Origin of the sequence: Odoribacter sp. N54.MGS-14, assembly GCF_000980295.1 — a bacterium.
Classification (GTDB): domain Bacteria; phylum Bacteroidota; class Bacteroidia; order Bacteroidales; family Marinifilaceae; genus Odoribacter; species Odoribacter splanchnicus.
Genome location: NZ_LARL01000013.1, coordinates 32,790 through 59,253, shown reverse-complemented (window position 1 = coordinate 59,253; position 26,464 = coordinate 32,790). Strand labels below are relative to the sequence as shown.

Sequence of the window (26,464 nt, the reverse complement as noted above, 5' to 3'; positions counted from 1 at the left end):
AGACCAAAACAAAAGGTCAACGACATCCAAACAGTCAGTTGACTTTTCCGATGCCGTTGACCTTGTTTTACCCTTATCTTGAAGTCAAAGATAATGATTCGATCTCAGGTATTTTTCTACTTTCCGGTATGTTGTAAAAATAAATATTACAGACGGTAATATACCTTGTCTTTGATGGTCTGTATTTGCCGGTTCAATACTTCTGCCGACTGTCCGCTCCCGTTCCCCATCACCCAGAGCGGAAAATCTTTCCCCCCTTTCACATAAGGAGGTTGTAAATAATTCCGGTCTAAAATCCGATAACCGTTCCGCTCATAATAATGGATTCTCCGGGTAGCCATCTCCGTTTCTGCAGGCTCTACTTCGAGTAATCTCACCCCTTGCAGCTGTTCTTTCACCCAATCCAGAATCTGTTGTCCGATCTTTTTATTCCGCATTTCAGCAAAAACAGCCAAATGTTCGAGGTAATAAAAACTTCCGAAATCCCAATAAACAAACAACCCGGCAAGCTGACCGTCACATTCCACTGCATTGAAATACATGGCAGGTTCGGTATGCAGCAACTCTCCGAGCTGACCGATCTCCCGCCTTTCTTCTACCGGAAAGGCTTCGGTATAAAGGGCCGTTAATTTCCGGAAAGCTTCATCTTCCGCCTGCGTAATTCTTTTTAAAGTAACCATAAGAGCAATATTTAATGACTGAAATTGATTGGCTTTATCCATCGAACCGCTTTCCGCAATTTCAAAGGAATCAAACGCCGAGGCCTGAATCCGTCTTTACTATTGGCCAGAATGACAACCGATACCGCCGACAAAATAATCACAATCCCTGCAAATTGCCAAAAGCCCAGGCTTTCGTGCAGAAACCAGACACCCATACATACGGCAGTCAACGGTTCCATACATCCCAATACAGCCGTAGTCGTCGAGCCGACATGCTGTACCGATAAGATTAACGTAAAATCGGAAACCAATGTCGGAATCAAAGCCAATAATAACAAATATACTCCTGTTTCCCAATCCGGAATCGGATCTAAAGGTACTCCCTTCACCGATAAATTCAAACCGAACACCATAGCCCCTGCCAAAAGCACATAAAAAGTGAGCTTCAAACCATCCATCCGGTGTACACAGGATTTGTTTACACCCACAATATAAAGGGCATAAGTAACGACCGTTGTCAAAACCAGCAACAACCCTTTCAGACTCACCGTTCCGGCAGTCCCGTTATTACTCAGCAGATATACCCCTAAGATAGCCATCAAAGTAGCTCCGATGACCGGAACAGAAACCTTGTCTTTAAAAAAGAGGATCATAACGGTCGTCACAACCACCGGATAAAGAAAATGAATCGTCGTTGCAATACCACTCGGAATATACAAATAAGAAATAGTCAGCAACAAAGCGGTCATAGCATAAAAAATACCCAATCCGGCCAGAGTGAACAATTCCCGTCCCGATATCCGCAGATCGTACCGCCGGATAACCAACCAAAGCCCCAATACCAAAGCCGAAATACCGAACCGATAAAACATTACCGAATCCACACCGATCCCATTACGAATCGCCGGAAGTGCAAAAAGTGGAATCAAACCGAATGTTGCAGAGGAAATTACCCCATATATTAACCCTTTCAACCGATACATCATACTTTCATTATTTGGATAACTCACCGATTTTCATGCAAATGTATACAAAATTACAGCACAAAATCCGATTTTAACAAAAACTAAGAATAATTTTTCTTCCCGAATATTTGGATTATAAAAAATAAACACTACCTTTGCACTCGCAATACAGAAAGTATTGACCAAGATTGCGGGGTGGAGCAGTGGTAGCTCGTTGGGCTCATAACCCAAAGGTCGTTCGTTCGAGTCGGGCCCCCGCTACTAAGAAGAGATTAGCAAATGCTAATCTCTTTTTTTTCGGATTCAGGGACGGACCTTTCGTCCGGAAATGGGACGAAAGGTCCGTCCCGGAGTTCTTCTTTTAAGGCTCGACAATTTCAACCGTAATTATTTCTCCCCGGCTTTGAGCCCGTCCCATCCGTTCGTCAACCGGATTTCATATACCGTAAAATGAATTACTTGTCCCCTCGTCTCATTCTCCCCCACCCAAATGCATCCTGCCGTATTTCCCCGATGAATCAACCCGGGACATCCAGCAAACGGGGAAGCTTCGGAGTTCCAAAATATATAGTGAAAAATTTGTATGAAAGAAATAAAGAGCTATCTTTGCTCCCGCAATACAGAAAGTATTGACCGAGATTGCGGGGTGGAGCAGTGGTAGCTCGTTGGGCTCATAACCCAAAGGTCGTTCGTTCGAGTCGGGCCCCCGCTACTAAAAAGAGATTAGCAAATGCTAATCTCTTTTTTTCGGATTCAGGGACGGAATTTCAAATGAAAAGATTGATATTGGCTTGCTCGGCTCTTTCGAGATAGGTAGCCACACCTCCGATTTTCACTCCGTCCAATAATTCTTCGGCTTTTATTCCCATAACCTCCATCGACATCCGGCAGGCGATAAACTCTACCCCATTCGCTTTCGCTTGCTCCATCAGAGTCTCCAGAGAATCTATCTTTTTATTTTTCATCATTCCCCGCATCATCCGTGAACCGATCCCTCCCAAGTTCAGTTTGGACAAAGCCAGCTTACGACTCCCCGAAGGCAACATCATACCGAACAGCTTTCCAGCCATATCTTTCTTTACCGGTACAGTAGCTTTCCGCTTGATCACATTCAATCCCCAAAAGGTAAAAAACAACGTCACTTTACGTCCGGCAGAAGCTGCCCCATCGGCTATCACGAACGAAGCCAACGCCCTATCCAAGTCATCACTAAAAACGACAATGGTCTTTCCGTCAGCGGAAACACCATCCTTCCCGCCTCCCTGTCCTCCTTCTCCTTTTTCCAGGGTAGCCGTAATGATTCCTTTTTCCTGTACCACCTGCACCAACCGATTGCCGGTCATTTTAGCCCATGACCCGACATCCCTGACAAAACCGGGATCGGTAGCTGTAATCTCGAGCCTCTCCCCGATCTTCAAACCCTCCATTTCACTTTTCAGTTTCATCACAGGTCCCGGACACTGCAATCCGCAAGCATCCACGGTCAGGTGTCGGCCTCCTCCACCCGACCGACTCTGTTCTTTCTGTAAAGTCTCCGGTAAAATCTCATTGCTCTGCCGGACGGTAACCGCTTTATACGTCTTTAAACCACCGCTCAGATTGTAAACTTCATACCCTCTTTGCATCAGGATTCGGGCAGCTATATATCCTCTTAATCCTACGGCACAGAACACGACCACAGGACGCCCTTTCGGAAGTTCTCCCAGACGTTCACGTAATTCATTCAAAGGAATATTGACGGCCCCTTCGATCGTATTCAGCTCACATTCCTCTTCCGAACATACATTCACTAAAGTCAGGGTATTCTTATCCCACGCTTCCAACTCTTTCCAACCGATCATTTTCACTTTACCCCGCATCCTGTTATCGGCTACAAATCCCAACATATTCACCGGGTCTTTCGCCGAGGAAAAAGGTGGTGCATAAGCCTGATCCAATTCCATCAAGTCCTGAACCGAACCACCGGTACGAATGACTGCAGCCAACATTTCCAGGCGTTTATCCGCTCCGTCTATCCCAACCACCTGAGCTCCCAGTAATTTTCCATCTTCCGGGGAAAAATTAATCTTCAAAGTCATCGGAATACTTCCCGGATAATAACCGGCATGCGAACCGGCATGAACGATAGCTTCCTGCCAGGTTATTCCCAACCGTTCAAGTACCCGCGCCGACAATCCGGTTGCCCCGACCGTCAGATCAAACACTTTAGCGATCGCTGTCCCGATAGCTCCCTTGTAAGGCCGTATATTTCCATCCACGATATTTTCGGCACATATCCGTCCTTGTTTATTTGCCGGACCAGCCAAAAAAGAAAGCGACGGACGCCCACTTACAGGATGGGGGAATTCGATCGCATCTCCTACGGCATAGATATCCGGATGGGAAGTCTGCAAATATTCATTCACCCAAATACCACCGGTTTCCCCGATCTTCAATCCGGCCTCTTTAGCCAAACGGTTATCGGGACGCACGCCGATAGACAATATGACCAAATCGGCCTGTAAGGCTTTACCACTTTTCAATTCTACTTGCAATCCGTTCTCTGTTTTGCAGAAAGCAGCCACCGCTTCCTGAAGCAATAACCCCACTTTTCGATCTTTAAACTGCTGATGAACTACTGCGGCAATCTCGAAATCGACAGGTGTCATCACCTGATCCGCCATCTCGACAACAGTCACTTGTATACCCAGCTCATGAAGATTTTCCGCCATCTCCAGTCCGATAAAACCAGCTCCGACGACAACGGCTTTCTTCACTTCCTGACGGCCGGCCCACGCTTTGATCCGATCTGTATCAGCCACATTCCGGAGGGTAAAAATACCTTCGGTCCGAATCCCTTCCCAAGGTGGAAGTACCGGCTCGGCGCCCGGTGACAATACCAATTTATCGAACGACTCCCGATATGTCTTTCCTGTAGCCCAATCTTTTATAACGACCTGTTTATTTTCAGGCTCGATCGCTTTTACTTCCGATTTTATCCGAACTTCGATATTAAAACGGGCTTTGAAACTTTCGGGAGTCTGTACAAATAAACGCTCTCTTTCTTCGATCACCCCACCGATATAATAAGGTAATCCACAGTTCGCATATGAAATGTATTCTCCTTTTTCAAACAGTATTATTTCAGCCTGTTCATCCAATCTTCTCAAACGAGCCGCCGTAGACGCACCACCGGCAACTCCGCCGATAATCATATACTTCATGTCCGGTAATTTAAGAGGCTAAATAGGGTTTGATTATTTCTTCCAATCGAGGGACTCTGACTACCCCACTCTGGCGCCACAACATCCGTCCTTTTTTGAAAAGCATCAAAGTCGGTACAGACTGGATCTGATAAGCGTAAACACTTTGACGATTGGCAGGAACGTCTACATCTATCTTCAAAATTCGGACTTTATCCCCCAAACGCTCTTTCAATTCATCCAATATCGGATGCATCATTTTACACGGACCACACCAGGTCGCAAAATAGTCCACCAATACCGGTGTCTCACTATTTATAAACTCTTCAAATTTTTCCATAAGAACCTCCTTTTTATAATTAAATATTCAAACATACATTTATATAATAAATAAAAAAATAGCTTCCGGTTTCTCAACCTCCAGCCTTCATCATACAACGCATCACGTTAGTCACCCGATCGTCGGCCAGACGGTAATAGGCGTTACGTCCTTCACGCCGGATTTGAAGAATACCTTTTGCATACATATCCGTCAAATGATGGGAAATCAACGCCTGGCTACAAGCCATCTGTTCACAGATTTCCGAAACATTCAATTCCTCGTTCCTGGACAACAGACAAATGATAGCCAACCGATTCGGATGTGCTACCGCTTTCAAGGCATAAGCGATATGTTCAAGCTCTTCTTTCGTAAAACATTGTGTTCCCATAAAGCCGTCTAAAGTTTATAAAGTGTCCTATTCTCTGTCATTTCACAGTACAAATATATAAACATATATTTATATATAAATAGAAAAACCGAATATTAGTATTTTTTAACATTCTATCCGTAATCTCAAAAAAAGAACTGCCTCATAAAATCCTTTCAAAGGCAGTTCAAAAATTCCACCTTGTCTTGCCCATCCCCTTATAAACATCATGTTTCCCGCATGAATACAAGCCTGCTAAAATAACACAGGCAACCATTCCTCTTGTAACTATCGGCCTACCTTATACATGAACGTTTATATAAACGTAAGGCAAATAAAAAAGCGCTTTTTGATAAAGCGCTTTTCTTTTATATAAAAGAAACATCTTATTTCTTCAATACTTCTTTTACCTGATCGGTGGTAACCATTTGTTCTTTGAACATATAGGCACCAGTTTTCGGAGATTTAACCATTTTGATTACTTTTGCATAACCACGACCATCTCCGGTTTTCAATGTTGCAACGGTTTTCTTTGCCATAGTTCAATTATTTTATTTCACGGTGTAACGTTACTCTTTTCAAATACGGATTGTACTTTTTCAGTTCCAATCTTTCAGGAGTATTCTTTCTATTCTTGGTAGTGATGTACCGGGACATTCCTGGCACGCCGGATTCTTTTTGTTCAGTACATTCAAGAATCACCTGCACTCTGTTTCCTTTGCTTTTCTTTGCCATCGTCAGTGATTTTAAATAGTTTTAATTAATCCAGCAGCAGTAGCATCTTTTAAACATGCATTTAAACCTCTTTTATTAATCAAACGAAGACCATCGGCTGAAACATTCAGGCGAATCCATCTGTCTTCTTCTGGCCAATAAAAATTTCTCTTGAACAGGTTGATCGAGAATGTTCTCTTTACTCTTCTTTTAGAGTGAGATACATGGTTTCCACCCATTGCTCTTTTTCCGGTTATTTGACAAACTCTTGACATCTCTCAGTATTTTTTATAAACGCTTTCCAAACAGGATGCAAAGGAAATACATTTTTTTCAGATAAGCAAATGTCTTACAAAAAAAGTTCGAATAATTTCCCCGTCATGGATTTATACCTGCCTCAAACTGGGAACAATAACTGTCCGCAGTCCCCGTTTTTACTATATTTATCCGTTTATTTGCACTTTAGCCTATTAAATAGCTATCTTTGTGTGTAAAGATCAAAAACAATTTTACCTCACTTTTATGAAAAAAATTATGTATGTCATTTGTTTTGCAGGAATAGTGGTGCAATCCTGCAATCATCCCCAACCGGTTACGGACAATCCGTTTTTAATCCCATTCGATACTCCTTTCGAAGTGCCTCCTTTCGACAAAATTCAGAATCGTCATTACCTTCCGGCTTTCCGGGAAGGGATAAAAGAACAGGAAGCAGAAATTCAGGCCATCCTGAAAAATCCGGAAGCTCCCACTTTTGCCAATACCGTCGAGGCCATGGAAAAATCGGGGCAGTTGTTAAACAAGGTATCTTATGTGTTTTTCAATCTCCGGGAAGCCAATACGAACGATTCGATCAATGCCATTGCAGAGGAGATTATGCCCGAAATCACGGCTCATACGGACGGTATAAATCTGAACGCCGAGCTATTTGCCCGGATCAAAACGGTATACGATAACCAGGACAAAGAAAATCTGACTACGGAACAAAAAATGGTATTGAAAAAATATTACAACAACTTTGTTCGTGGTGGTGCCAATCTTTCGGCAGAAGACAAGGAAAAATTCAAAAAAATCAATAGTGAACTGGCTTTACTGAGTTTGAAATTCGGAGCCAACCAATTGCATGAAACGAATACCTACCGGTTGGTGATCGATAATGAAAAAGACCTGAGCGGGCTCCCGCAAGGTGTCATCGCTGCTGCTGCCGAGACAGCGAAAGAAAACGGTTTGGAAGGGAAATGGGTATTCACTTTGCAGAATCCCAGTATTATGCCTTTCCTGCAATATGCAGACAACCGTAATCTGCGCGAACAGATCTACAAAGCCTATATCGACCGGGGCAGTCAGGACAATGCATACAACAATTGGGCCAACATCAGCAAAATGGTTTCTTTACGGGTACAAAAAGCCCGGCTGTTAGGCTTCCCCGACTATGCCAGCTATGTCCTCGACGATAATATGGCTAAAAATTCGGAGAACGTATATCAATTATGTAATCGAATTTGGGAAGCGGCATTACCGATCTCCAGGCAAGAAGCCCGGGAACTACAGAAAATGATCGATAAAACCGGAGGACGGTTCAAACTAGCTCCCTGGGACTGGCGCTATTATGCTGAAAAATTGAAAAAAGAGAAATACGGGTTGAACGAAACCGAAATCAGCCAATATTTTCCGCTGGAAGAAGTCCGTAAAGGTGCTTTTTATGTAGCCAACAAGTTATATGGCCTGACTTTCGAACAACTCGACAACCTTCCTCTTCCCCACCCCGAAGCCCTGGCATTCGAAGTCAAAGATGCCGACGGTAAACACATCGGAATATATTATGCCGATTATTTTCCACGGGCCGGTAAAAGCAGCGGCGCCTGGATGGACGCTTTCCGCCCGCAATCTAAATTATTGAATTCCAGTCCGGTCATTACCAATGTCTGCAATTTCACCAAACCGGCCGGAGATATGCCCGCCTTGCTTACTTTCGATGAAGCCTGTACCCTATTCCATGAGTTCGGGCATGCTTTACACGGACTACTATCCGAATGTACTTACCCCAGTGTGGCAGGCACCTCGGTTGCCCGCGATTTTGTCGAATTGCCTTCCCAGGTGATGGAAAACTGGGCCGGAGATCCCGAAGTTTTAAAAATCTATACCCACCATTGGCAAACCGGTGAACCGATGCCCCAGGAGTTAATCGATAAAATTCAAAACAGCAGTCATTTCAATCAGGGTTTCGTTGTGACGGAATTTATGTCGGCCGCCCTATTGGATATGGCGTACCACACTATTCAAAACAGCGATCCGATCGATGCGGAAAAATTCGAAAAAGAAGTACTGGATAAGATCGGTTTAATACCTGAAATCACCGTCCGCTACCGCAGTCCTTATTTCGGACATATTTTCAACGGAGGTTATTCGGCAGGCTACTATGCCTACACCTGGGCAGAAGTGTTGGATGCAGATGCTTTTGCTGCATTCAAGGAAACCGGAGATATTTTCAATCCGGAGAAAGCCAAAGCTTTCCGGGAAAATATACTCTCCCGGGGAGGTTCGGACGATCCGATGAAACTTTATAAACAATTCCGGGGCAAAGAACCCGGCATCGAACCGCTATTGGAAAGAAAAGGACTGAAAAAATAATGTTCTTTCGTGACCGGCACTTTACTGATCGGCGGAACTTCGTTCGGGATAAACACTGACTCCCGACCCGAGTTCCGCCGATTCATTTCTAAAGGATTCCGATCGAAACCAAGCCGATCTACCTTATTTCATTTCCTCTATCGCTTTCGTAATAGCATTGAACACTTCCTCTACCGGACAATTTCCTTCGACATCGATATGCACTCCCTTCTTCTTATAATGATTAGCCACGTGGACGGTTTTATCATTATATTCCCGGAACCGTTTAGCAATCGCCTCTTCGTTATCGTCAGCCCGTCCTTCGATTTTAGCCCGTTCGAGCATCCGGCGTTTTAATTCTTCGAAAGGGACATGGATACAGATCAATCCTTTCAAAGGAGTACCTTCCTTTTCCAACATCCGGTCGAGAATCTCAGCCTGAGCCACAGTACGGGGAAAACCATCGAACAGGAATCCGTTCACTCCCCGATGCTGAACCATACTATTTTCGATCAGTCTCACCACAAATTCATCAGACAACAATTCGCCCCTTGCGATAATCTCTTCCGCTATTTTACCTAACTCGGTTCCTTCCGCAATTTCCTTGCGGATCATATCTCCTGTCGAAAGATGGGCCAGATTATATTTCTCTACAATCTTTTTTGCCTGAGTACCTTTTCCTGCTCCCGGAGGACCAAATAATGCAATGTTTAACATGTTCGTCAATTTTTGTCTGTGGACGGGTCCACTTTTGTTTTATATGTATCTGATTAAAAATAAGCAATCATCCTCCTCCGACCATACTCCCCGGAAGAAATACGATCGGAGTTCAAAGATAAAAAAAATATGTAAAGCTTAAAAGTAAAAGGTTAAAAATCATAAAAACTCACATTTTATTGACCCTATTTTGAAACGTCCTCCCCCCAAACTACGTTATTCCGGTAAGTTTTGACATTAAAATACAAGTTCATTGACACCTCTATTATTTTAAATCAAAAGATAATAACAACAAACGAAATGTAATGTCAATATTATAAGTTACTTAATTATAAAAATGTTATGAAAAAAGGATTAATGTTAATTGTTTTGGTTGCTGGTCTATGTGGAATAACAAAGGCCCAGGCGCAAGTCGAGGAAGTCATTATAGAACAACGTCTTCCGGGATACAAAACCTCATTTGAAGCCAACCCATTCTGGCATAACTGGTTTGTTTCTGCAAATTTTGGAGCGAATGCTTTCTTTGCCGAACATTCCTCACAGGCAAAATTTAAAAACACGATTACTTTTATGCCTGAGTTGGCTGTAGGTAAAATGTTCAACCCCTGGTGGGGATTACGGTTACAAGGCGGTGGCGGAGCATTACACGGTTTCACCGATAATGCCGGAAGTATGTTACACATGCATTATATGCACATGAACATCGACTTTATGATGGGATTGATAAATTTCTTCGCGAAATACAACCCCGACCGTAAATTCGATATCGTTCCTTTCTTCGGTGTCGGAGGTATGACCCGGAAACATCAGCAATCTTTCACCATCCATGGCGGTATTCAAGCCAAATACAAGATTTCTGAAAGATTCGATGCCAACATCGAATTCCAGGGCATGATCTTCAACGATAAGATGGTAGAAACCGGTGGTTTCCCGAACGATGGGCTGGGTGGACTTACTGCAGGGGTTACCTATTATTTCAAAGGCAGAGGTTTCCGTACCGCACCGAAACAAGCTGTCATCGACGAAATGGCTGCCGCCAACCTGGTATTAGCTAATCAAGTGACTCAGTTACAGAACCGTCCGCCAGAGATCAAAGTTATCGAGAAAGAAGTGGTTAGACCGGTTGAAACGAAAAATGTAGAAATCGTAGAATCTATCCCCTCTACCATCCCGTTCAAATTCAATAGCGCCGTGGTTCAGGATATTTATGACCCGTTGATCTACAATATCGGAACTTTCATGAAAAACAACCCGGATGTCAAAATCCGCATCGTAGGTTATGCCGATAAATTCGGTCCGATCAATGTAAATCTCCGGATTTCACAAGAAAGAGCCGAGGCTGTCGCCAATATGTTGAAAAAAGATTACGGCATCAATTCTAACCGGATGGTTATCGAATATGTAGGTAAAGAAAAACCTTACTACAAAAACAACAACAAATGGAATCGTTGTGCCATGGTTGAAATCATCAAATAACCCTTCTGTTTCCTTAGGTATAAAGTCCGGACTTTACATCCGGACTTTTCTTTTAAATATTTTCTTCACTTTCCCCCAGCATTTCAGGTTTCACTTCATCCTCGTACCCTTCAAACTGCCAGCGGGCATGTCGGTACTAGCCGAAGTCCGACCGATAAAAGAAATTATTTTGTATTTTTGTCCGGCTAAGTCGAATTATATGCTTAGCTTTTCAGCATATGGCCCAAAAACAATATCAGAAAAAACATAAAAAAGCGGTTTCTTCTCACCGGCACCACCACAAGTTCAAGCTATTGAAATACGGGGTGCTATTTATCCTGTTTCTCGCAATCGGTATCACTCTATTTGTCTACTCGGTATATGCCGGTCTTTGGGGTAAGCTACCGGATTATGCCGAATTGCGGGATATCCGTAATGACGAAGCTTCGGAATTGTATAGCGAAGACAACTTGCTGATCGGTAAATATTATGTCGAAAACCGTACCAATGTCAATTTCAATCATATTTCCCCTTATGCCGTCAAAGCCCTGATCGCGACCGAAGATGTCCGTTTTTACGAACATGAAGGCGTAGACAAAATCAGTATGCTGAGGGTATTTTTCAAAACTGTTCTGCTGGGACACCGTAGTTCAGGCGGCGGAAGTACGCTCAGTCAGCAATTGGCTAAAAATCTGTATCCCCGGGACGAACAGCAGGTGACCTTTATACCGGTTGTGAAACTCAAAGAAATGTTTACAGCCCATCGTTTGGAAAACATTTACAGCAAAGACGATATCCTCACCCTTTACCTGAACACGGTATCTTTCGGGGAAAATACATTCGGTATCGAGAGTGCCGCTCAAAAATATTTTTCAACCTCTGCTTCCGATCTGACTATCCCTCAGGCAGCCACGTTGATCGGTATGCTCAAAGGACCTTCGCGTTACAATCCGCGTCTGCATCCGGAAAGGGCGCTCAACCGTCGCAACACGGTAATCGACCAAATGATGAAATACGATTATCTGGATGAAGAGACCGGTGAAAAAATAAAGCAGGAAGAACTACAGCTGCATTACATTCCGGTCAACCATTTTTCCGGTCTGGCTCCTTATTTACGCGAAAAAATACGCCGGGATGCCGACCGGATCCTCAAAGAATACAACGAAAAATACGGTACGAACTACAACCTATATAAGGACGGTCTTATCCTGAAAACAACTCTGGACGCAGAGATGCAGCAATATGCAGAAAATGCCGTTCAAGAGCACATGAAAAAATTACAGCAATCCTATTACATCCACCTGGGTAAACAAGAACCCTGGGACAAAAATCCCGCGATACTGAAAAATGCTATTCAGAACAGTACGGTCTATCAACGATTGAAACATCAGGGATTGGCTGAAAAAGACATACTGAAAATTCTGAATGAAAAAAAAGCGATGCTGGTATACAGCCCGGAAGAGGGAGAAATGCGGGTAGATTATTCTTCGATCGATTCGATCAAGCATTATCTGAAGATTTTGCATCCGGCAATGATTGCTGTGGAACCACAATCCGGGAAAGTAAAAGCCTGGGTCGGTGATCTGAACTATAAATATTTCCAATACGACCAGGTTGAAGCCCCGCGCCAGGTAGGATCGGTCTTTAAACCGGTCGTATACAGTGCAGCTATACATCAGGGGACCCGTCTGGACGCTTATTACAAAAATGAACAGAAAACCTATCCGGAATATGACGACTGGTCCCCACGCAATTCGGACAACAATTACGAGGGATATTACACCTTGAAAGGAGCCCTTAGTAAATCGATCAATACCATCGCTGTCGAAGTATTGCTTCAGACGGGCATAGACACCGTTATCGATCATGCCCGCCGTTTGGGTATCACCTCCGAGCTTCCTCCCTATCCTTCTTTAGCCTTGGGAGTAGCCGATATCCCCTTGCAGGAAATGGTTCGTCCTTTTATGACTTTTGCCAATAACGGAAACCTCCGTCCGATTTATTACCTGGAAGAAATCAAGGACCGCCAGGGTAATCTGATATTCAAAGCTCAGCCCGAAATTCCCCGGCAAGTACTGCCTGAAAACGAAGCCCATTTAATGAGCAATATGCTTTCGGCAGTCATCGACGAAGGAACAGGGCAAAGATTGCGTTCGGTATACGGTCTGCATAATGAAATGGCCGGGAAAACCGGTACGACCCAAAATCAGGTAGACGGCTGGTTTATCGGATATAATCCCCAGATAGTCGTCGGAATCAGAGTCGGAGCCAACGATGTAAACATCCATTTCAACACCATCCGTTTAGGACAAGGCGCCAATATGGCTATGCCTATTTTCGGCCGGTTTATGAAAGATTGCCTGGAGAGCCCGAATTATCAGGTTTGGAACAGACTCTCCTTCCCTTTTGCCTTACCACCTCAGCAAAAAGAAACGGAAATACCGACCTTCAAAGAACATTTGAACCTGCTCGAAAAGATCTCGAACCGTAAACTGGAAAAAGTGAAACATCCCGGAACTACCGAAGAAAAAACCAAAGAAAAGAAAGGATTTTTCCGACGGTTATTTAAGAAGAAAGAGGCGAAATAATACAAACTCCGGTTCCGTCCGGCCACACCCGCAGGTCCATAGACTTTATGAACTTATTCAAACCTACCATAAATTTGGAGAAACGGAGAATGAAAGTTTATTCTTCTTTTCTCCATTGTCCCCAAGAAAAGGTATCTTTATTCCGTCTATTCTTTCAGTCCATAAGCCTGTTGTGCCAAACGTTTCACAATGACCACAAAACCACCGGTCAAAAGCAGGTTGAGTACCAAACTCAATACAGAAATAATCAGAGCGGGACCGCCCAGATTATAGCCCATAGCGATGACAATAATTCCGGCCCCAACTTCCCCCCGGGTGAACATACCGACAGAAAGGGCGAGTCTCTCTTCCAATTGCCGATCCCGATAGAAAAACAACGGAAACATCTTTCCCAAATTCGAAAGTAAAGTAACAACGATCACATGCACAATCAATACCTCCCAGGAAGGCATAGGCTGTGCAGCAATAATCCCCACAGCTTCTGTAATCCGGTGTCCATGATCGATACCGATAAACTGAGGTGTACTCAACCCCACCAGAAACATAAACAGATAAGAAATCATTCCGGTTATCTTTTCGTCCCGGTTCCCGTGTTGATGGACAGTCTTCATCACCATTCCCAAGACAAAGGCAGGCAACAATACTTCGATATGAATCGCTCCGTCAGCTCCCATCATCCACTTGGTCAAAAGATAAATACTTTCCGTTACAGCTACGATACATACAGCATAAAATAAAATAGATTTCCAGGTTTGGGACAACCGGATCGTTCCCAGTTTTTTCCAACCGATCACTAATAAAAAAGTGATCACAATCACCACGGCAAATAATTGCCACTTAAAACCGATCATAAATATTTGCAAGGGAATCATCAGTAAGATCGTATCGAGATCGTCGAAGATCGCCAGCACCTGGGTCTTCTTATAGATCCACTCGCGCCGTAACCCGGCAGCAGCCAGCATGGTAAACAATATACCGGCAGAAGTAGGGGCCGCAAACCGGCTCAATAATAAATTCTCTTTCCAGGCATCCCAATTCCCGAATAAATCGGCAGGCAATAAGAACATATAATAAAAAGCGACCATAATCCAGGGCACGGCAGCAGTAGCCATAGCTATAAAATAATCGGCAGCATAAGATCTCCATTTCGTTTTATCCAATTCGAATTCCCGCCCGACATTAATCATAATAAATGCCAGACAAACGAACATCAAAGTCTTCGCTACCTTTTCAGCTGTCAGGAATGCCTCCCCCAACCAAACCGGTAAACACTGTGAAAGAACTAACCCTAAAACCAAAAATAAAGAAAACAAGAAGACTTTTTTCATTTACAACCAATTAATTATTTATGAATCAACAAAATACCCTATCTTTATATTTTCAGCAAAGATAAACCGCAGAGGCACATCCTCCAAACCTCAGACCGGAGAAACGTTAAAAAATTCTGAAAATAATTACAATTGTTGTAAAATTTTAAAAAATCGAAGCACTGACCAAGACGACACCCATAATAAACATGCCTAAAATAATACTCTGTACCGACACCTTCCGGTTCCCTTTCAGTTGGGAATTGGGAATCAGTTCATTCAGTGCAGTGGCTACCAATAGTCCGGAAAGAAAAGCTTTCAGTATTCCGGTTAAAACCGGATTAGAATATTTCAGAATAAAAATATAAGCCATCAGGGCTCCGATCGGTTCGAATAAGGAAGCGATCACACTGTAGAATATAGCCCGGCGGCGATTCATCGAATCACTGATTTTATTAAACAGGGCTCCGATCGTCATCCCTTCGGGAAAGTTGTGGACAATAATAGAAAGAACCAGAGGAATAGCCACCAAAGGAGTAGCCAAAAACGACAGAAAAGTCGCCAGCCCTTCGACGAAACTATGGGCGGTAATCGTCAGAAGCACCAATATCGCTACCCGCCGGTAATATTGAAGTGAAGCGTCGTAGCGTTCCACCTCTTTTTTCTTCCACAACTTCACCAGATATCCTAAAGGATACAACAAAACGATACCGACAAAAAACCAGACCGTACTGGTGATTTTCGTCTGAGCATAAGACAATTGGGAGGATAGGATGCTGATCGAATCGGGCATCAGCTTCATAAAAGCGGTATAAATCATTATTCCGGCTGCAAATCCCAAAATGACCGAGAGGGTAACCTGGTTGACTTTTCTGAAATATAACGACGTCATCGCTCCCATAAAAGTAGAAATCGCTGCAACCAGAGTCATAATAAAAGCTAACCAAATATCAGATGACGCAAAACTTGTCATGATCTATCCGTATTTCCTATTCATACTGAATCACCTGTGGTTTTGTTACGTGATAATCATAAAAACTGCCTCTGTTCCCACTGGAAAGTATCGCTTGAAAACTCCTGCCATCCTCAGGAATAGTAGGATAAACGGCAAAACGAAAAGAAATATTTTTAATGACGACATTATCGTTTCTCAGGTTGACTCCTACCCCGAATCCCCAATATGTTTTGCTGTGTACCAATTTTTTATTGTCGGCGGCAATCACACCGAAATCACAGAAAGAAGAAATGGAAACCCGGAATCCTTTTTTAATATAGGGCAAGAAAAAAGTAGTCGCCAAAGAAGACGACAGTTTTTGATTTCCTCTTAGTGTATCGGATGAAAATCCGCGAATATTCCGATCTTCCATATACAAAAAATCGCCCGGATAACGCCGGATTCCTTTCACATAATGTACGTCGTTATAGAAACGGAATTTAAAACTGCCCCAGCTACACAAATTACTGATATGACTGGCTCCCAATTTCAGCGTTCCCCGGGTGAAACCGTCTTCGTTGACATAAGACCCCAAGGCTGCTTCCAGGGCGTAATAACGCTCGTCGTATTTATTAAAATGGGAATAGTGACACTCTCCGGCGATATAGCCATAATTATCGAATTCACTCTTTTCATACCCCGTGGTCAGACTAAGCATCAATCCCGTAGGAATATCTTCCGTACGCCCGAAATCATAGATCAGATTGGCCTTATAATACTTCATTTTGATGTAAGTAAAAGCGGCAAAATAATCCCTCCGGTTATAATACAAATGGTTGGTATCGTCTGTAACCAAAGGACGATTGTTGAAAAGGGTCGTGAAAAAACGACCCGTCAGAAACATATTCTGGTTATAGCTATACCGGTAAGGCAACAAAAAAGATTTACCTAACCATACGTCCTGATAATGATAATTGAACAACTCTTCCAACCGGTTTACATTCCGGTCCGGTAAATCATCCGAATAAAAAACACGTCCTACTCCCATCCCTCCGGCCCATTTCATCCGGTTGGTCAGGAATTGCCTTTCGACATCTACGAAAACTTCTTTTTCACGGTAATCATTGCGGTAATATCCCCGGATGTTGATATGAGTCCCCCAAAGACTGTTTACCTTATATTCCAACTCATTTCCCCATTTTTTGTCTTTGGTTCCCCGGTAACTGAACTCATAATTCAGGACATGTCCCAATTTCATAAAGTTTTTATTTTCGAGTCCGATATCGAAAGAATTCAAGAAATTCGATTCGACCGTCGCTCCCCACGAAAGCTGATCTTTACAAATGAGGGTAACATTCACCTGGGCAGGGTTGTCCGGATCTTCCGTAACGATCATATTCGCATCATCGATATAATCCAATCTTCTCAACAAAATTTCATTTTGCACCAACTCAAAAGGTACCAATAACATGCCGGGTTTTATCGTCAACTGCCTGCGGATCACTTTTTCGGCCGTTTTCATATGGGTTTTGTTGGCTAAAGTTTTCAGCCATCCCATATCTTCCTCGAAATAAGTGGTATCGTAAACACTAGTCCCATAAGGAGGCAGAACAACAATAGAAATATCATGAATCACTTTCCCGGAATAAGCTTTAAACCTTTCCTCACTGTTCTGGGTACGCATAACATTCAGATAGCCGCGGCGGGGATTGACGAAGACCATTTTATAAAGTTCTTTCGTCCATTTCGCCTTATAGGCAAAGTCTTTAATCTTGGTATATTCATACCGCAGGGTATCCCGGATCAGACTATCCGGTAAATAGACCGGAGACATCTTCATCTGTGCCTCAGAAACCGGTAAGGTCATCAGTGGCAAGGAATCCCGCTCCAAAAGATGTTGTAAAGACTGTGCCTGTAAACTTTTCTTAACGGTATCCAGGCGCACAGAATCTTGTACTGCCGGAATCCTATGGTCTATAGCCAGTACCCTTCCAACCCAAAAACAAATGATGAGTGTAAATACGATTCTCTTCATCATTTTCCTTCACTCCTCTCTATTTTTCTACAATCAATTTTTCGAAGCCAGGTGAAATCCAGTTTTTCATTTTTCCCTCTTCCAGATAAATAAAAGCGCCTTCCAGTTCAGGATCGGCCAAAACAATCTGCCGGGCTTTTTGCAATCCCAATACCATAAAAGCAGTGGCATAAGCATCGGCTTCCATACAGGTAGGAGCATAAACCGATGCACTGAGCACTTCGGTCTGAACAGGATAACCTGTCTTGGGATTTATCGTATGGGCATACTTTTTACCGTCGTGCACATAAAAATTCCGGTAGTTGCCCGAAGTAGCCAAAGCCCCCTGACTCAGTCCGGCAATCATTTGTAACCGGCGGTTCCGAGCGGTCACATCTTCCTCGGGACGGTCGATTCCTATCCGCCAGGGCCGTTTTTTACTGCTTTGTCCTTTGGCCCTGACCTCTCCTCCGATCTCTACCATATAATCGTTCAAGCCTTTACGCTCGAAGTATTCGGCCACCAAATCTACTCCAAGTCCTTTAGCAATAGAACTGGCATCCAGCGTAATTTCCGGGTATTTTTTCTGCAATTTCCCCTCCGTCAAAGTCAGTAAATCCATACCTACAAATTGCCGTAATGTATCTATACGGGCAGAATCCGGGAAAGAATTTTGTTTAAAACCGAATCCCCAGGCATTGACCAAAGGTCCGACCGTAATATCGAAAGCTCCTTCGGTTTTCCGGTTTACTTGCAAAGCCATCGCATACATTTTCTGAAACAGAGCATCTGTACTATCCGTCTCGTTGCGGTTCAGACGGGCAATAACCGATTCGGGATTAAACATGGAAAGAGAAGCGTTTACCGACTCCATTTGCCGGAGGATTTCCTCTTTCAAATCCTCGTCAGAAGCATAAGATATATGATAAAATGTACCGTAAATCTTTCCTTCGGTATACCGATATTGCTGTACCGGTGTACAACCTCCGATCCCTAACCCCCAGGCCAAACAGATGCAAATCCAATATTTTCCCATTTATTTCCGTTTTTATTACAATTACTCCAATTTAAAAATAATAGCCGAGATTGAAATACACCCCTAATTTCTGGTCCCAATTGGACATATCGAAGGTGACACTGATCGGTCCGATAATGGAATTATAAGCATAACCGGCACCTCCACCCCAAACATCGTCTCCTTTCAGAATATCGAAAAAGCTTTCCGACTGTTTGGCATAATTCCCGGTTAAAGTGATGTAATGCCTCATTCCCAAGCGATATCTCAACTGTAAACGCCCCACGACCACCGAATTATCGAACACCTGCAGATTATGGATACCGTAAAAAGGCAATTGCTGATTCATATACCTTCCGGCTACTTCTCCACCGACATAATTCAGATAAGGAATGGCTATATCGCGTCCGATCAATACCCTTCCGTACAAAGCCGGCAAAAGATATACCCTACGGGTCAGCCGGACGGTCGGTTCGAAATCGGCCGATAAGGCCGAAAAAGGAGCATGCCCGTCATAATTGACCATATTATCGGTGTAAAGTGAATAATCAGCCCGGAAACTCATCCCCTTGTCCGGAAAATATTTCTTATCGTAAGTATCGAAATGAGCTAAAGCATAGTAGCTGGCAAATCCTTGTGACTTCAGATTTTCCGCTATATAATCGGTATTGTACAGGACGGATTTATAATTGAAATATTCATACCGTAACCCCAATTGAAATTTGAAATTCCGGAAATAAATATCCGATAAATTCAGGTCTCCGCGATGATAAGAGAAAGTAATATTATCGACTTTGTCTTTTTTATCGTACAGATTGATATCGTTGTATTTGAACATATAGGATACGCCCAATTTTCTCAGCATATTACTGCCGAAAGAATAATCCACCAATACGTAAGGGTTTTTATTCAAACGTCCGGTAATCGACAGTCTGGACCCCCTCAACGCCCTATGGCTAAGGGTTGTATTCAACAGGATCGAAGCCATTTCTTCCGAGTCGAAACGGAATCCCAGATTCAGTGAACTGGCCGGTTTTTCTTTCAGCCGTAGCGTCAGGTCATAAATCTGATCCCCGTTGAGGGCATAGTTTACATTGGCAAAAGCCCCGGTACCGTATAAAAAAGAAATCGCTTTGTGTAAATCATCCATGGTGATGACAGAAAATTCTTTGATCCCGATTTGCCGTTGTATCCATTTTTCATCTTTTTCCTTCACTCCTTCGATAGAAATTTTTCCTATAATAAGAGTGTCTGTTTCCAAAAACCTGTTTTCGAGATGGGGAGCAGCATCTTCGTCCGGTTCAAGACCGATCTGTTTCTTCAAAGCCATAATTTTATCCCAATTGGCCCGGGCTACCCGTTCTCCTCTTTGAATCATCGTATCGATAGCCTCCGCAGTAAAACTGGCCGCAGTAAATCCTTTCAGATCCGGATTCATATACAAATCCACCATCGCTTTATTATTCTCATAACTCTTCATGCCCATAAAAGCCGTCAGCTGATCGACGATCCCCATGATATTATCCAGTCCTTTCTCATCTTTCAACCCTGTGCTGAGATCCACCCCGATGGTAATTTCGGCTCCCATATTTTTAGCCACATCCACGGGAAAATTATTCGAGATACCTCCGTCTACCAATACCATACTATCGATAGTTACGGGAGCGAAGACTCCCGGGATAGCCATACTCGCCCGCATCGCCAAAGGCAGTATCCCCTTGTCCATCACCACTTCTTTCCCATCGATCATATTGGCCGACACACAAGCGAACGGAATCGGTAAATCCCGGAACGGAATCGAATCGTGAAAACCGATGGTCAATTCGGAAAACAGGTTATAAATATTCTGTCCGCTCACGAAACCTGCCGGTACCGAAAGACCTTTTTCCTGGGAAAAAGAAAGGGAAATGAGGTATTTCTCATTGGATTCTTTCTCGGTAAAAGGCTGGTTGAAACGATATACCTTATCGCTCAGCAAGAAAGGCCAGTTCTGCATCCTGACCAAACTATCCAGCGCCTTGGCATTATATCCGACAGCATACAACCCTCCGACAATAGCCCCCATACTCGTCCCGGAAATATAATCGATCGGAATCCCCGCTTCCTCGAGCACTTTCAGCACACCGATATGAGCAACTCCTTTCGCCCCCCCACCACTCAGCACGACTCCTACTTTTTTACGCTGTCCCAGCGTATCGGGACAAATCAAACAAAAAACAATCAGAACAGATAAAATATATCTCATAAGCGTATTCCAAATAATTTGACAATCATCCTAGCTACAAAGCTATGAAAACATTTGAAGATTCGGAAATTTGAGGATTTCGAAATTATTCCTAATTTTGCTATCCGTGTAAAAAAAATGACCATGGCAAAAATACTTGTAATCGACGACGAACGTAGCATCCGTAATTCGATGAAAGACATTCTCTCTTTCGAAGGACACGAAGTCGTATTAGCTGAAAACGGCATGGAGGGATTGGTGTCGGTGAAAACTGAAAAACCGGAGGTGGTGTTCTGTGATATCAAAATGCCTAAAATGGAAGGAATCGAGGTACTGGAACGAATCAAAGAATTTACTTCCGATGTGCCGGTCATCATGATATCGGGACACGGCACCATAGATACAGCTATCGAAGCCATCAAAAAAGGAGCTTACGATTTCATCGAGAAACCGCTGGACCTGAACCGGATTCTGATTACGATCAAAAACGCAACGGACAAAAACCAGCTTATCGAGGAGACCCAAAAGCTAAAAACCAAAGTCAGTAAGAAATACGAGATGATCGGCCATTCGGATGCATTGAATCATATCCGTATCATGATCGATAAAGTGGCGGTTTCCGATGCCCGGGTACTCATCACTGGACCGAACGGTTGTGGTAAAGAATTGGTAGCCCATCAGTTGCACGAAAAAAGTCACCGTAACGACAGAGCTTTTATAGAAGTCAACTGTGCAGCTATTCCTTCGGAGCTGATCGAAAGCGAACTGTTCGGACACGAAAAAGGATCGTTCACTTCGGCGATCAAACAGAAGAAAGGGAAATTCGAACTAGCCTCGGGAGGGACTTTATTCCTCGACGAAATCGGGGATATGAGCCTGGAAGCACAGGCTAAAGTACTCCGGGCCTTACAGGAAAATAAAATCAGCCGGATCGGAAGCGACACGGATATTCAGATAGATGTGCGGGTCATCGCAGCAACCAATAAAAATCTGAAAGAAGAGATTGCCAAAGGACGGTTTCGGGAAGATTTATACCACCGTCTGAGTGTTATAATTATCGAAGTTCCCGCTTTGAAAGACCGTCCGGAAGATATCGACGAGTTAGTGACCTATTTTCTGGAAACCATTTGCAACGAAATGGGGATAGCACAAAAAAATATTACACCGGAAGCTTTACAAGCGCTGAAAAGTTACGAATGGACCGGAAATATCCGTGAACTCCGCAACGTCGTCGAACGTTTGATTATTCTCGGAAGCCCGACAATCACAGCAGAAGAAGTCAGCATGTATAAATAACCCCGACTCATGGATAAATTTCATCTCGTCATCACCGGCCGGAGAAATACCGGAAAAAGTTCTATCGTCAACACGATTTTACAACAGGACAAAGCCGTTGTCTCCCCCATTGCCGGCACGACAACAGACCCGGTAAAGAAAAGTTATGAAATCCCGGGGGTTGCATCGGTCGTTTTAATCGACACCGCCGGAACGGATGACGAAGGTGAACTCGGGGAATTAAGGGTAAAAAAAACGTTCGAAACTATCCGGCAAGCCGATGCAGCCTTACTGGTGATCACCGGCAACCGATTCGGTCATTTCGAAGAAATACTGACCGAAGAATTTCAAAAGTTAAAACTTCCTTTTTTGATCGTACACAATAAATCGGACCTGGAACCTTTACAGGAGCAACTTCGGGAAAAACTCTTGCAAAAATACGGTACCCCGGTTATCGGTTTCTCCACTTGCCAGGCTAAAAGAGAAATGCTGATTCAAAAAATCGGCACTTTGGTAAACCGGCAAAATTCTTCCTCTCTGTTAGGGGATCTGGTTTGTCCCGGCCAAGTGGTTATGCTGGTCACCCCCATCGATTCGGAAGCTCCGACAGGCCGGATGATCTTGCCTCAGGTACAAATGTTAAGAGAGATATTGGACCGGCATGGTATCGGTATTGTCGTCCAACCCGAAGAAATCACGACTTATTTTCAGCGGAATTCGTTACGACCGGACCTGGTAATCACAGATAGTCAGGTATTCGGCAAAATAGCCCCCTGGATTCCCCAGGATATTCCTTTCACCAGTTTCAGCATTATTCTGGCACACCATAAAGGCAATTTCGACCGATATCTGGCCGGGACCTCCCGCATCCCAGAACTGAAAGACGGCGACCGGATTCTTCTGCTCGAATCCTGTTCCCATCATGTTTCCTGTGAAGATATCGGCCGGGTCAAAATCCCCGCCCTTCTTCGTAAGTATACCGGAAAGCAGCTGGAATTCGACCATATCGCCGGCTTAGACCGGATCGAACGTCCGATAACGGATTATGCCCTGATCATTCAATGCGGAGGCTGTATGATCACAGCCACCCAATTGCGCCACCGTCTGCAACCGGCCATCGATGCCCGGATTCCGGTCAGCAACTACGGCATGACTATCGCCTGGCTCCAGGGCATTTTCGACCGTGCAACTCAGGTATTTACTTGTTATCGTCCCAATCCATCCGTTTAAATCCTTGCCCCATAATCTCCTGAGCATTCAGGATCATGGTAAAAGCATGAGGATCGATATGCTGGATGGCCCGTTGCAAAGTAGTCACCTCTTTACGGTTGACGACCGTCATAATCATTTCTTTCTCCGAACGGTTCCACATCCCGTTGACCGGTACGATAGAGCCGCCCCGGTGTAATTCCGAAAGTATAAACCGACGTAATTCTTCTGTTTTTTCGGATATGATGAAAAAAGTTTTATCGCTGGAATACCCACCGATGACAATATCGATTACTTTCCCCATAATAAAAATAGTGATCAGGGAATAAAACGGAGTTTTCCAATCCGGGAAAGCCACAAAACCCAATACCACGATAATCAGGTCGACAGTCATCTGCATCATCCCCAAAGGCCTGCGGGTTAATTTATGTAATACGGCAGCCAAAACATCCGTACCGGCACTCGAAGAACGGGTCTTGAAAATCAATCCGGCTCCGACTCCGATAACCACACCTCCGAAGATACTGGCCAACAATACCCCTTCCTTCGTTGCATCGGGATTGTCGATACCTCCTTTGACCAATTGCAGGGGATCATGTGCAAATTCTGCCGTATAGCCACACCAATGTTCCAGAGCCCACGGAAAACCGTCGGCAAACAAAGCTACCAACCAAAAGCAGATAAAAGTCCTCAAACCGAAATCACGGCCTAATATTTTAAAACCGATCAAACTCAACGGCAGGTTAAAACACAATGCCGCCATACCGATCGGGAATCCCAGTTTCCAGTTCAAAATGGTAGAAATACCATAAATTCCTCCCGGAACGATCTGGTAGGGAGTCATGAAAAAAGTGTAACCGGTCGCTATCACCATAGATCCCAATAAAAGAGTTCCCCAAGTTTGAAACCACCGGGCCGAAAAAATTTTTTCCTTGTAGAAGGAAACTTTTGTAACATTCATAATCAGACAATTAAATTACACGCTGTAAAAAACGATCGCCACCTCCACCACCTCTCCCAATTCGCGCGCAAAGATACCACCCGCTTCAACAATAAAACATGACATTTGTCATCCTTTTACACGAATCGGAGAGGGATAAAACATAAAATACCGGGGTTATGCAATCGTTGGAACACTTAACAATCCTCAAAACCTCATTTTCTTCCGTTAAAAAAACTATCTTTGCCCATAAATGTCATAGAAAATAGCTATAATTGCACAAAATTTTGTGTTTTGTGCAATTTAAAGTCACAACCGCAAGATTTATGAGAACAAAATTAAGTAAGACAAAGAATAAAATCATACATGTTGCCAAGTCTCTTTTCTCAGAAATGAGCGTTTATAAAGCAACGATGAATGATATTGCTCAGGCAGCAAACATGAGTCGGCGGACTTTATATATGCATTTTAAGAGTAAAGAAGAGATTTATCACTATGTAGTCGAGGATCATGTCAAAGACATTAATGAGAAATTGCAGAAGGCCGCAGACTCTGCACTTCCTCCCGACCGCAAATTAAAATTATATATTTTAGCGCGGTTCAATGTGATCGACAATCTGGTCCGTCAGAACAAATACATCCGTTATGATTTTATTTTCAACAATTTGCGAGTTGAACAGTTGCGTAAGGGTATCGATATGAAAGAACGGCAATTGCTAACCCGTATCTTGCAGAACGGTAAAGAGCAAGGCCTCTTCAATATCAATAATCCTTCCTCATTCGCAAAAACGCTGCTGATTATGTTCAAAAGTCTGGAGCAACCCTTTATTATTATCGGGCACCGGAAAAGGAATTATCAGTCGCTGCGTGAATATGTCGACTTACTATTTAATGGAATATTAAACAAAGGCTGAGGATATGGCATACTTCTTGTTAGCACGAAGGTTTGATGTCAAAATCACAGCTAACAGAAACATAATGCTAAATCTATGGAATTGTTTATCAACAAAATTTCCCACTATTTACCGGACTCTGTGGTTCCTAATTCTTACTTCAAGGAAGTAAACGGTCTGGACGACGAATGGATTTATTCCCGGACCGGTATCAAAAACCGCAGTAAAGCAGCTGCAAATGAAAACACCAATACGATGGGGATAAAAGCAGTGGATCTTGCCACTACCGATTTGCCTTATCCCATGGAGGAAATCGATTTAATCATCGCAGCAACCTATTCCCCCTACGATACCGTTGCTACCCCGGCCCATATGGTGCAACGCCGTTATCACATCGAGCACGCCAAATGTGTGAGTGTTTCCTCAGCCTGTTCTTCTTTTATCAATGCGATGGAAATTGCACAAGGCTATTTTGCTCTGGGGAAAGCGACCAAAGCCCTGATCATCGGAGCAGAACACAACACAGCTTATGCCAACGAAAACGATCCGCAAAGCGGCCACCTATGGGGAGACGGTGCTGTAGCGTTTTTTGTCTCTGCCGGGAATTATAGCGGGCATGATCCCCGAATTATCGATATCTATACCCAAGGTCTGGGACACATCGGCAAAGCAGCCGAAGCGGTGTATCTCCGCCCACAGAACGGTGGCATCGGAATGCCTGAAGGACGCGATGTATTTATCAATGCTTGCCATTATATGGTAGAAGCTTTAGAAAAGGTAACCCAAAGTTATGGTAAGACTGTCCAGGATTTGAATTGGATTTCTTCGCATCAGGCCAACCAGCGCATTATCAAAACGATAGCCAGGCAAACCGATATCCCGGAGGAACGTTTTCTGATGAATATCGAACAACGCGGAAACACCGGCAGCCCGAGTTGTGCCATTTCCCTCTCCGAAAACCTGCATAAAGTGAAACCCGGAGATCTGGTCGGCCTTACCGTTTTCGGCGGTGGCTACTCCTGCGGAGCAATGCTGTTACAGTTCTAAAAGCTGAGTGTATAATTAAAATGTCCT

The 26,464-nt window shown here is 43.7% G+C and carries 22 protein-coding genes and 2 tRNA genes; 9 read left to right on the top strand and 15 right to left on the bottom strand.

From position 1 onward, the window contains the following. Nucleotides 1-146 precede the first annotated feature (146 nt). Entirely contained in the window at nucleotides 147-680 is a 534-nt protein-coding gene (locus WS42_RS04715; RefSeq protein WP_013611167.1) for a GNAT family N-acetyltransferase, read from the bottom strand. 11 nt (nucleotides 681-691) lie between these two features. Further along, complete coding sequence (locus tag WS42_RS04710) at nucleotides 692-1,648, bottom strand: EamA family transporter (RefSeq protein WP_286728272.1); 957 nt, start codon at nucleotides 1,646-1,648, stop codon at nucleotides 692-694. A gap of 168 nt (nucleotides 1,649-1,816) precedes the next feature. Here WS42_RS04710 and WS42_RS04705 point away from each other — a divergent pair. Then, a tRNA-Met gene (locus WS42_RS04705) sits at nucleotides 1,817-1,888 on the top strand. A 379-nt stretch (nucleotides 1,889-2,267) separates the two neighbouring features. Continuing rightward, nucleotides 2,268-2,339, top strand: a tRNA-Met gene (locus WS42_RS04700). 55 nt (nucleotides 2,340-2,394) lie between these two features. Here the strand turns inward: WS42_RS04700 and WS42_RS04695 are convergent. From WS42_RS04695 to rpmB, 6 genes are all read right to left on the bottom strand, one after another. Further along, on the bottom strand, nucleotides 2,395-4,830 hold the full coding sequence (locus WS42_RS04695; protein ID WP_022161294.1) for an FAD-dependent oxidoreductase: 2,436 nt from the start codon (nucleotides 4,828-4,830) through the stop codon (nucleotides 2,395-2,397). A gap of 10 nt (nucleotides 4,831-4,840) precedes the next feature. Then, entirely contained in the window at nucleotides 4,841-5,149 is a 309-nt protein-coding gene (trxA, locus tag WS42_RS04690; RefSeq protein ID WP_046402496.1) for a thioredoxin, read from the bottom strand. Between the two features lie 73 nt (nucleotides 5,150-5,222). Next, the gene (locus tag WS42_RS04685) at nucleotides 5,223-5,519 is read right to left on the bottom strand and encodes an ArsR/SmtB family transcription factor (RefSeq protein WP_013611171.1); all 297 of its coding nucleotides are present in this window, start codon (nucleotides 5,517-5,519) and stop codon (nucleotides 5,223-5,225) included. A gap of 365 nt (nucleotides 5,520-5,884) precedes the next feature. Beyond that, nucleotides 5,885-6,037, bottom strand: coding sequence for a DUF4295 domain-containing protein (locus WS42_RS15325; RefSeq protein WP_013611172.1), 153 nt, complete (start codon nucleotides 6,035-6,037; stop codon nucleotides 5,885-5,887). A gap of 7 nt (nucleotides 6,038-6,044) precedes the next feature. Beyond that, nucleotides 6,045-6,233, bottom strand: coding sequence for a 50S ribosomal protein L33 (gene rpmG / locus WS42_RS04680; RefSeq protein ID WP_013611173.1), 189 nt, complete (start codon nucleotides 6,231-6,233; stop codon nucleotides 6,045-6,047). A gap of 11 nt (nucleotides 6,234-6,244) precedes the next feature. Then, on the bottom strand, nucleotides 6,245-6,487 hold the full coding sequence (rpmB, locus tag WS42_RS04675) for a 50S ribosomal protein L28 (protein WP_013611174.1): 243 nt from the start codon (nucleotides 6,485-6,487) through the stop codon (nucleotides 6,245-6,247). Nucleotides 6,488-6,734: 247 nt separating this feature from the next. On the opposite strand from rpmB, the gene WS42_RS04670 reads away from it, so the two are divergent. Next, a complete protein-coding gene (locus WS42_RS04670) occupies nucleotides 6,735-8,840 on the top strand; it encodes a M3 family metallopeptidase (protein ID WP_022161296.1) in 2,106 nt (701 codons plus the stop codon). A gap of 123 nt (nucleotides 8,841-8,963) precedes the next feature. Here the strand turns inward: WS42_RS04670 and WS42_RS04665 are convergent, their stop codons facing one another. Beyond that, complete coding sequence (locus WS42_RS04665) at nucleotides 8,964-9,536, bottom strand: adenylate kinase (protein WP_022161297.1); 573 nt, start codon at nucleotides 9,534-9,536, stop codon at nucleotides 8,964-8,966. Between the two features lie 342 nt (nucleotides 9,537-9,878). Between WS42_RS04665 and WS42_RS04660 the strand changes: the two genes are divergently transcribed. Beyond that, nucleotides 9,879-11,012 carry an OmpA family protein gene (locus WS42_RS04660; RefSeq protein ID WP_022161298.1) on the top strand — a complete coding sequence of 378 codons (1,134 nt, stop codon included), beginning with the start codon at nucleotides 9,879-9,881 and terminating at the stop codon, nucleotides 11,010-11,012. Nucleotides 11,013-11,230: 218 nt separating this feature from the next. Continuing rightward, nucleotides 11,231-13,579: a penicillin-binding protein 1A gene (locus WS42_RS04655; RefSeq protein WP_022161299.1), complete on the top strand. Its 2,349-nt coding sequence runs from the start codon at nucleotides 11,231-11,233 to the stop codon at nucleotides 13,577-13,579. Between the two features lie 146 nt (nucleotides 13,580-13,725). Here the strand turns inward: WS42_RS04655 and WS42_RS04650 are convergent, their stop codons facing one another. From WS42_RS04650 to WS42_RS04630, 5 genes are all read right to left on the bottom strand, one after another. Next, on the bottom strand, nucleotides 13,726-14,907 hold the full coding sequence (locus tag WS42_RS04650; RefSeq protein ID WP_022161300.1) for a cation:proton antiporter family protein: 1,182 nt from the start codon (nucleotides 14,905-14,907) through the stop codon (nucleotides 13,726-13,728). A 145-nt stretch (nucleotides 14,908-15,052) separates the two neighbouring features. After that, the gene (locus WS42_RS04645; RefSeq protein WP_013611180.1) at nucleotides 15,053-15,859 is read right to left on the bottom strand and encodes a ZIP family metal transporter; all 807 of its coding nucleotides are present in this window, start codon (nucleotides 15,857-15,859) and stop codon (nucleotides 15,053-15,055) included. Between the two features lie 16 nt (nucleotides 15,860-15,875). Then, nucleotides 15,876-17,858, bottom strand: a complete 1,983-nt coding sequence (locus tag WS42_RS04640; RefSeq protein ID WP_229032319.1) for a BamA/TamA family outer membrane protein — start codon at nucleotides 17,856-17,858, stop codon at nucleotides 15,876-15,878. Nucleotides 17,859-17,874: 16 nt separating this feature from the next. Continuing rightward, complete coding sequence (locus tag WS42_RS04635) at nucleotides 17,875-18,870, bottom strand: FAD:protein FMN transferase (protein WP_013611182.1); 996 nt, start codon at nucleotides 18,868-18,870, stop codon at nucleotides 17,875-17,877. Between the two features lie 31 nt (nucleotides 18,871-18,901). Further along, nucleotides 18,902-21,094, bottom strand: a complete 2,193-nt coding sequence (locus WS42_RS04630) for a patatin-like phospholipase family protein (RefSeq protein WP_013611183.1) — start codon at nucleotides 21,092-21,094, stop codon at nucleotides 18,902-18,904. Nucleotides 21,095-21,217: 123 nt separating this feature from the next. Between WS42_RS04630 and WS42_RS04625 the strand changes: the two genes are divergently transcribed. Continuing rightward, nucleotides 21,218-22,369 carry a sigma-54-dependent transcriptional regulator gene (locus tag WS42_RS04625; RefSeq protein WP_022161303.1) on the top strand — a complete coding sequence of 384 codons (1,152 nt, stop codon included), beginning with the start codon at nucleotides 21,218-21,220 and terminating at the stop codon, nucleotides 22,367-22,369. A 9-nt stretch (nucleotides 22,370-22,378) separates the two neighbouring features. Next, nucleotides 22,379-23,578 carry a [FeFe] hydrogenase H-cluster maturation GTPase HydF gene (gene hydF / locus WS42_RS04620; protein WP_013611185.1) on the top strand — a complete coding sequence of 400 codons (1,200 nt, stop codon included), beginning with the start codon at nucleotides 22,379-22,381 and terminating at the stop codon, nucleotides 23,576-23,578. Here hydF and WS42_RS04615 read toward each other — a convergent pair. Continuing rightward, nucleotides 23,547-24,518, bottom strand: a complete 972-nt coding sequence (locus tag WS42_RS04615) for a YitT family protein (RefSeq protein ID WP_013611186.1) — start codon at nucleotides 24,516-24,518, stop codon at nucleotides 23,547-23,549. The two genes, hydF and WS42_RS04615, sit on opposite strands and share 32 nt — an antisense overlap. Before the next feature lie 305 nt (nucleotides 24,519-24,823). Between WS42_RS04615 and WS42_RS04610 the strand changes: the two genes are divergently transcribed. Both WS42_RS04610 and WS42_RS04605 read left to right on the top strand, forming a co-directional pair. Then, nucleotides 24,824-25,411: a TetR/AcrR family transcriptional regulator gene (locus tag WS42_RS04610; protein ID WP_013611187.1), complete on the top strand. Its 588-nt coding sequence runs from the start codon at nucleotides 24,824-24,826 to the stop codon at nucleotides 25,409-25,411. Between the two features lie 75 nt (nucleotides 25,412-25,486). After that, complete coding sequence (locus tag WS42_RS04605; RefSeq protein ID WP_013611188.1) at nucleotides 25,487-26,437, top strand: 3-oxoacyl-ACP synthase III family protein; 951 nt, start codon at nucleotides 25,487-25,489, stop codon at nucleotides 26,435-26,437. The last annotated feature ends 27 nt before the right edge of the window (nucleotides 26,438-26,464 follow it).

Bases quoted from the DNA above. Each gene is read 5' to 3' on its own strand.
- WS42_RS04645 (WP_013611180.1), bottom strand. From the start codon at position 15,859: ATGACAAGTTTTGCGTCATCTGATATTTGGTTAGCTTTTATTATGACT.
- WS42_RS04670 (WP_022161296.1), top strand. From the start codon at position 6,735: ATGAAAAAAATTATGTATGTCATTTGTTTTGCAGGAATAGTGGTGCAA.
- rpmG (WP_013611173.1), bottom strand. From the start codon at position 6,233: ATGGCAAAGAAAAGCAAAGGAAACAGAGTGCAGGTGATTCTTGAATGT.
- WS42_RS04655 (WP_022161299.1), top strand. From the start codon at position 11,231: ATGGCCCAAAAACAATATCAGAAAAAACATAAAAAAGCGGTTTCTTCT.
- WS42_RS04605 (WP_013611188.1), top strand. From the start codon at position 25,487: ATGGAATTGTTTATCAACAAAATTTCCCACTATTTACCGGACTCTGTG.
- WS42_RS04685 (WP_013611171.1), bottom strand. From the start codon at position 5,519: ATGGGAACACAATGTTTTACGAAAGAAGAGCTTGAACATATCGCTTAT.
- WS42_RS04630 (WP_013611183.1), bottom strand. From the start codon at position 21,094: ATGAGATATATTTTATCTGTTCTGATTGTTTTTTGTTTGATTTGTCCC.
- WS42_RS04650 (WP_022161300.1), bottom strand. From the start codon at position 14,907: ATGAAAAAAGTCTTCTTGTTTTCTTTATTTTTGGTTTTAGGGTTAGTT.
- WS42_RS04625 (WP_022161303.1), top strand. From the start codon at position 21,218: ATGGCAAAAATACTTGTAATCGACGACGAACGTAGCATCCGTAATTCG.
- WS42_RS04615 (WP_013611186.1), bottom strand. From the start codon at position 24,518: ATGAATGTTACAAAAGTTTCCTTCTACAAGGAAAAAATTTTTTCGGCC.
- WS42_RS04710 (WP_286728272.1), bottom strand. From the start codon at position 1,648: ATGATGTATCGGTTGAAAGGGTTAATATATGGGGTAATTTCCTCTGCA.
- WS42_RS04665 (WP_022161297.1), bottom strand. From the start codon at position 9,536: ATGTTAAACATTGCATTATTTGGTCCTCCGGGAGCAGGAAAAGGTACT.
- WS42_RS04640 (WP_229032319.1), bottom strand. From the start codon at position 17,858: ATGATGAAGAGAATCGTATTTACACTCATCATTTGTTTTTGGGTTGGA.
- WS42_RS04635 (WP_013611182.1), bottom strand. From the start codon at position 18,870: ATGGGAAAATATTGGATTTGCATCTGTTTGGCCTGGGGGTTAGGGATC.
- WS42_RS15325 (WP_013611172.1), bottom strand. From the start codon at position 6,037: ATGGCAAAGAAAACCGTTGCAACATTGAAAACCGGAGATGGTCGTGGT.
- WS42_RS04715 (WP_013611167.1), bottom strand. From the start codon at position 680: ATGGTTACTTTAAAAAGAATTACGCAGGCGGAAGATGAAGCTTTCCGG.
- trxA (WP_046402496.1), bottom strand. From the start codon at position 5,149: ATGGAAAAATTTGAAGAGTTTATAAATAGTGAGACACCGGTATTGGTG.
- WS42_RS04660 (WP_022161298.1), top strand. From the start codon at position 9,879: ATGAAAAAAGGATTAATGTTAATTGTTTTGGTTGCTGGTCTATGTGGA.
- WS42_RS04610 (WP_013611187.1), top strand. From the start codon at position 24,824: ATGAGAACAAAATTAAGTAAGACAAAGAATAAAATCATACATGTTGCC.
- WS42_RS04695 (WP_022161294.1), bottom strand. From the start codon at position 4,830: ATGAAGTATATGATTATCGGCGGAGTTGCCGGTGGTGCGTCTACGGCG.
- hydF (WP_013611185.1), top strand. From the start codon at position 22,379: ATGGATAAATTTCATCTCGTCATCACCGGCCGGAGAAATACCGGAAAA.
- rpmB (WP_013611174.1), bottom strand. From the start codon at position 6,487: ATGTCAAGAGTTTGTCAAATAACCGGAAAAAGAGCAATGGGTGGAAAC.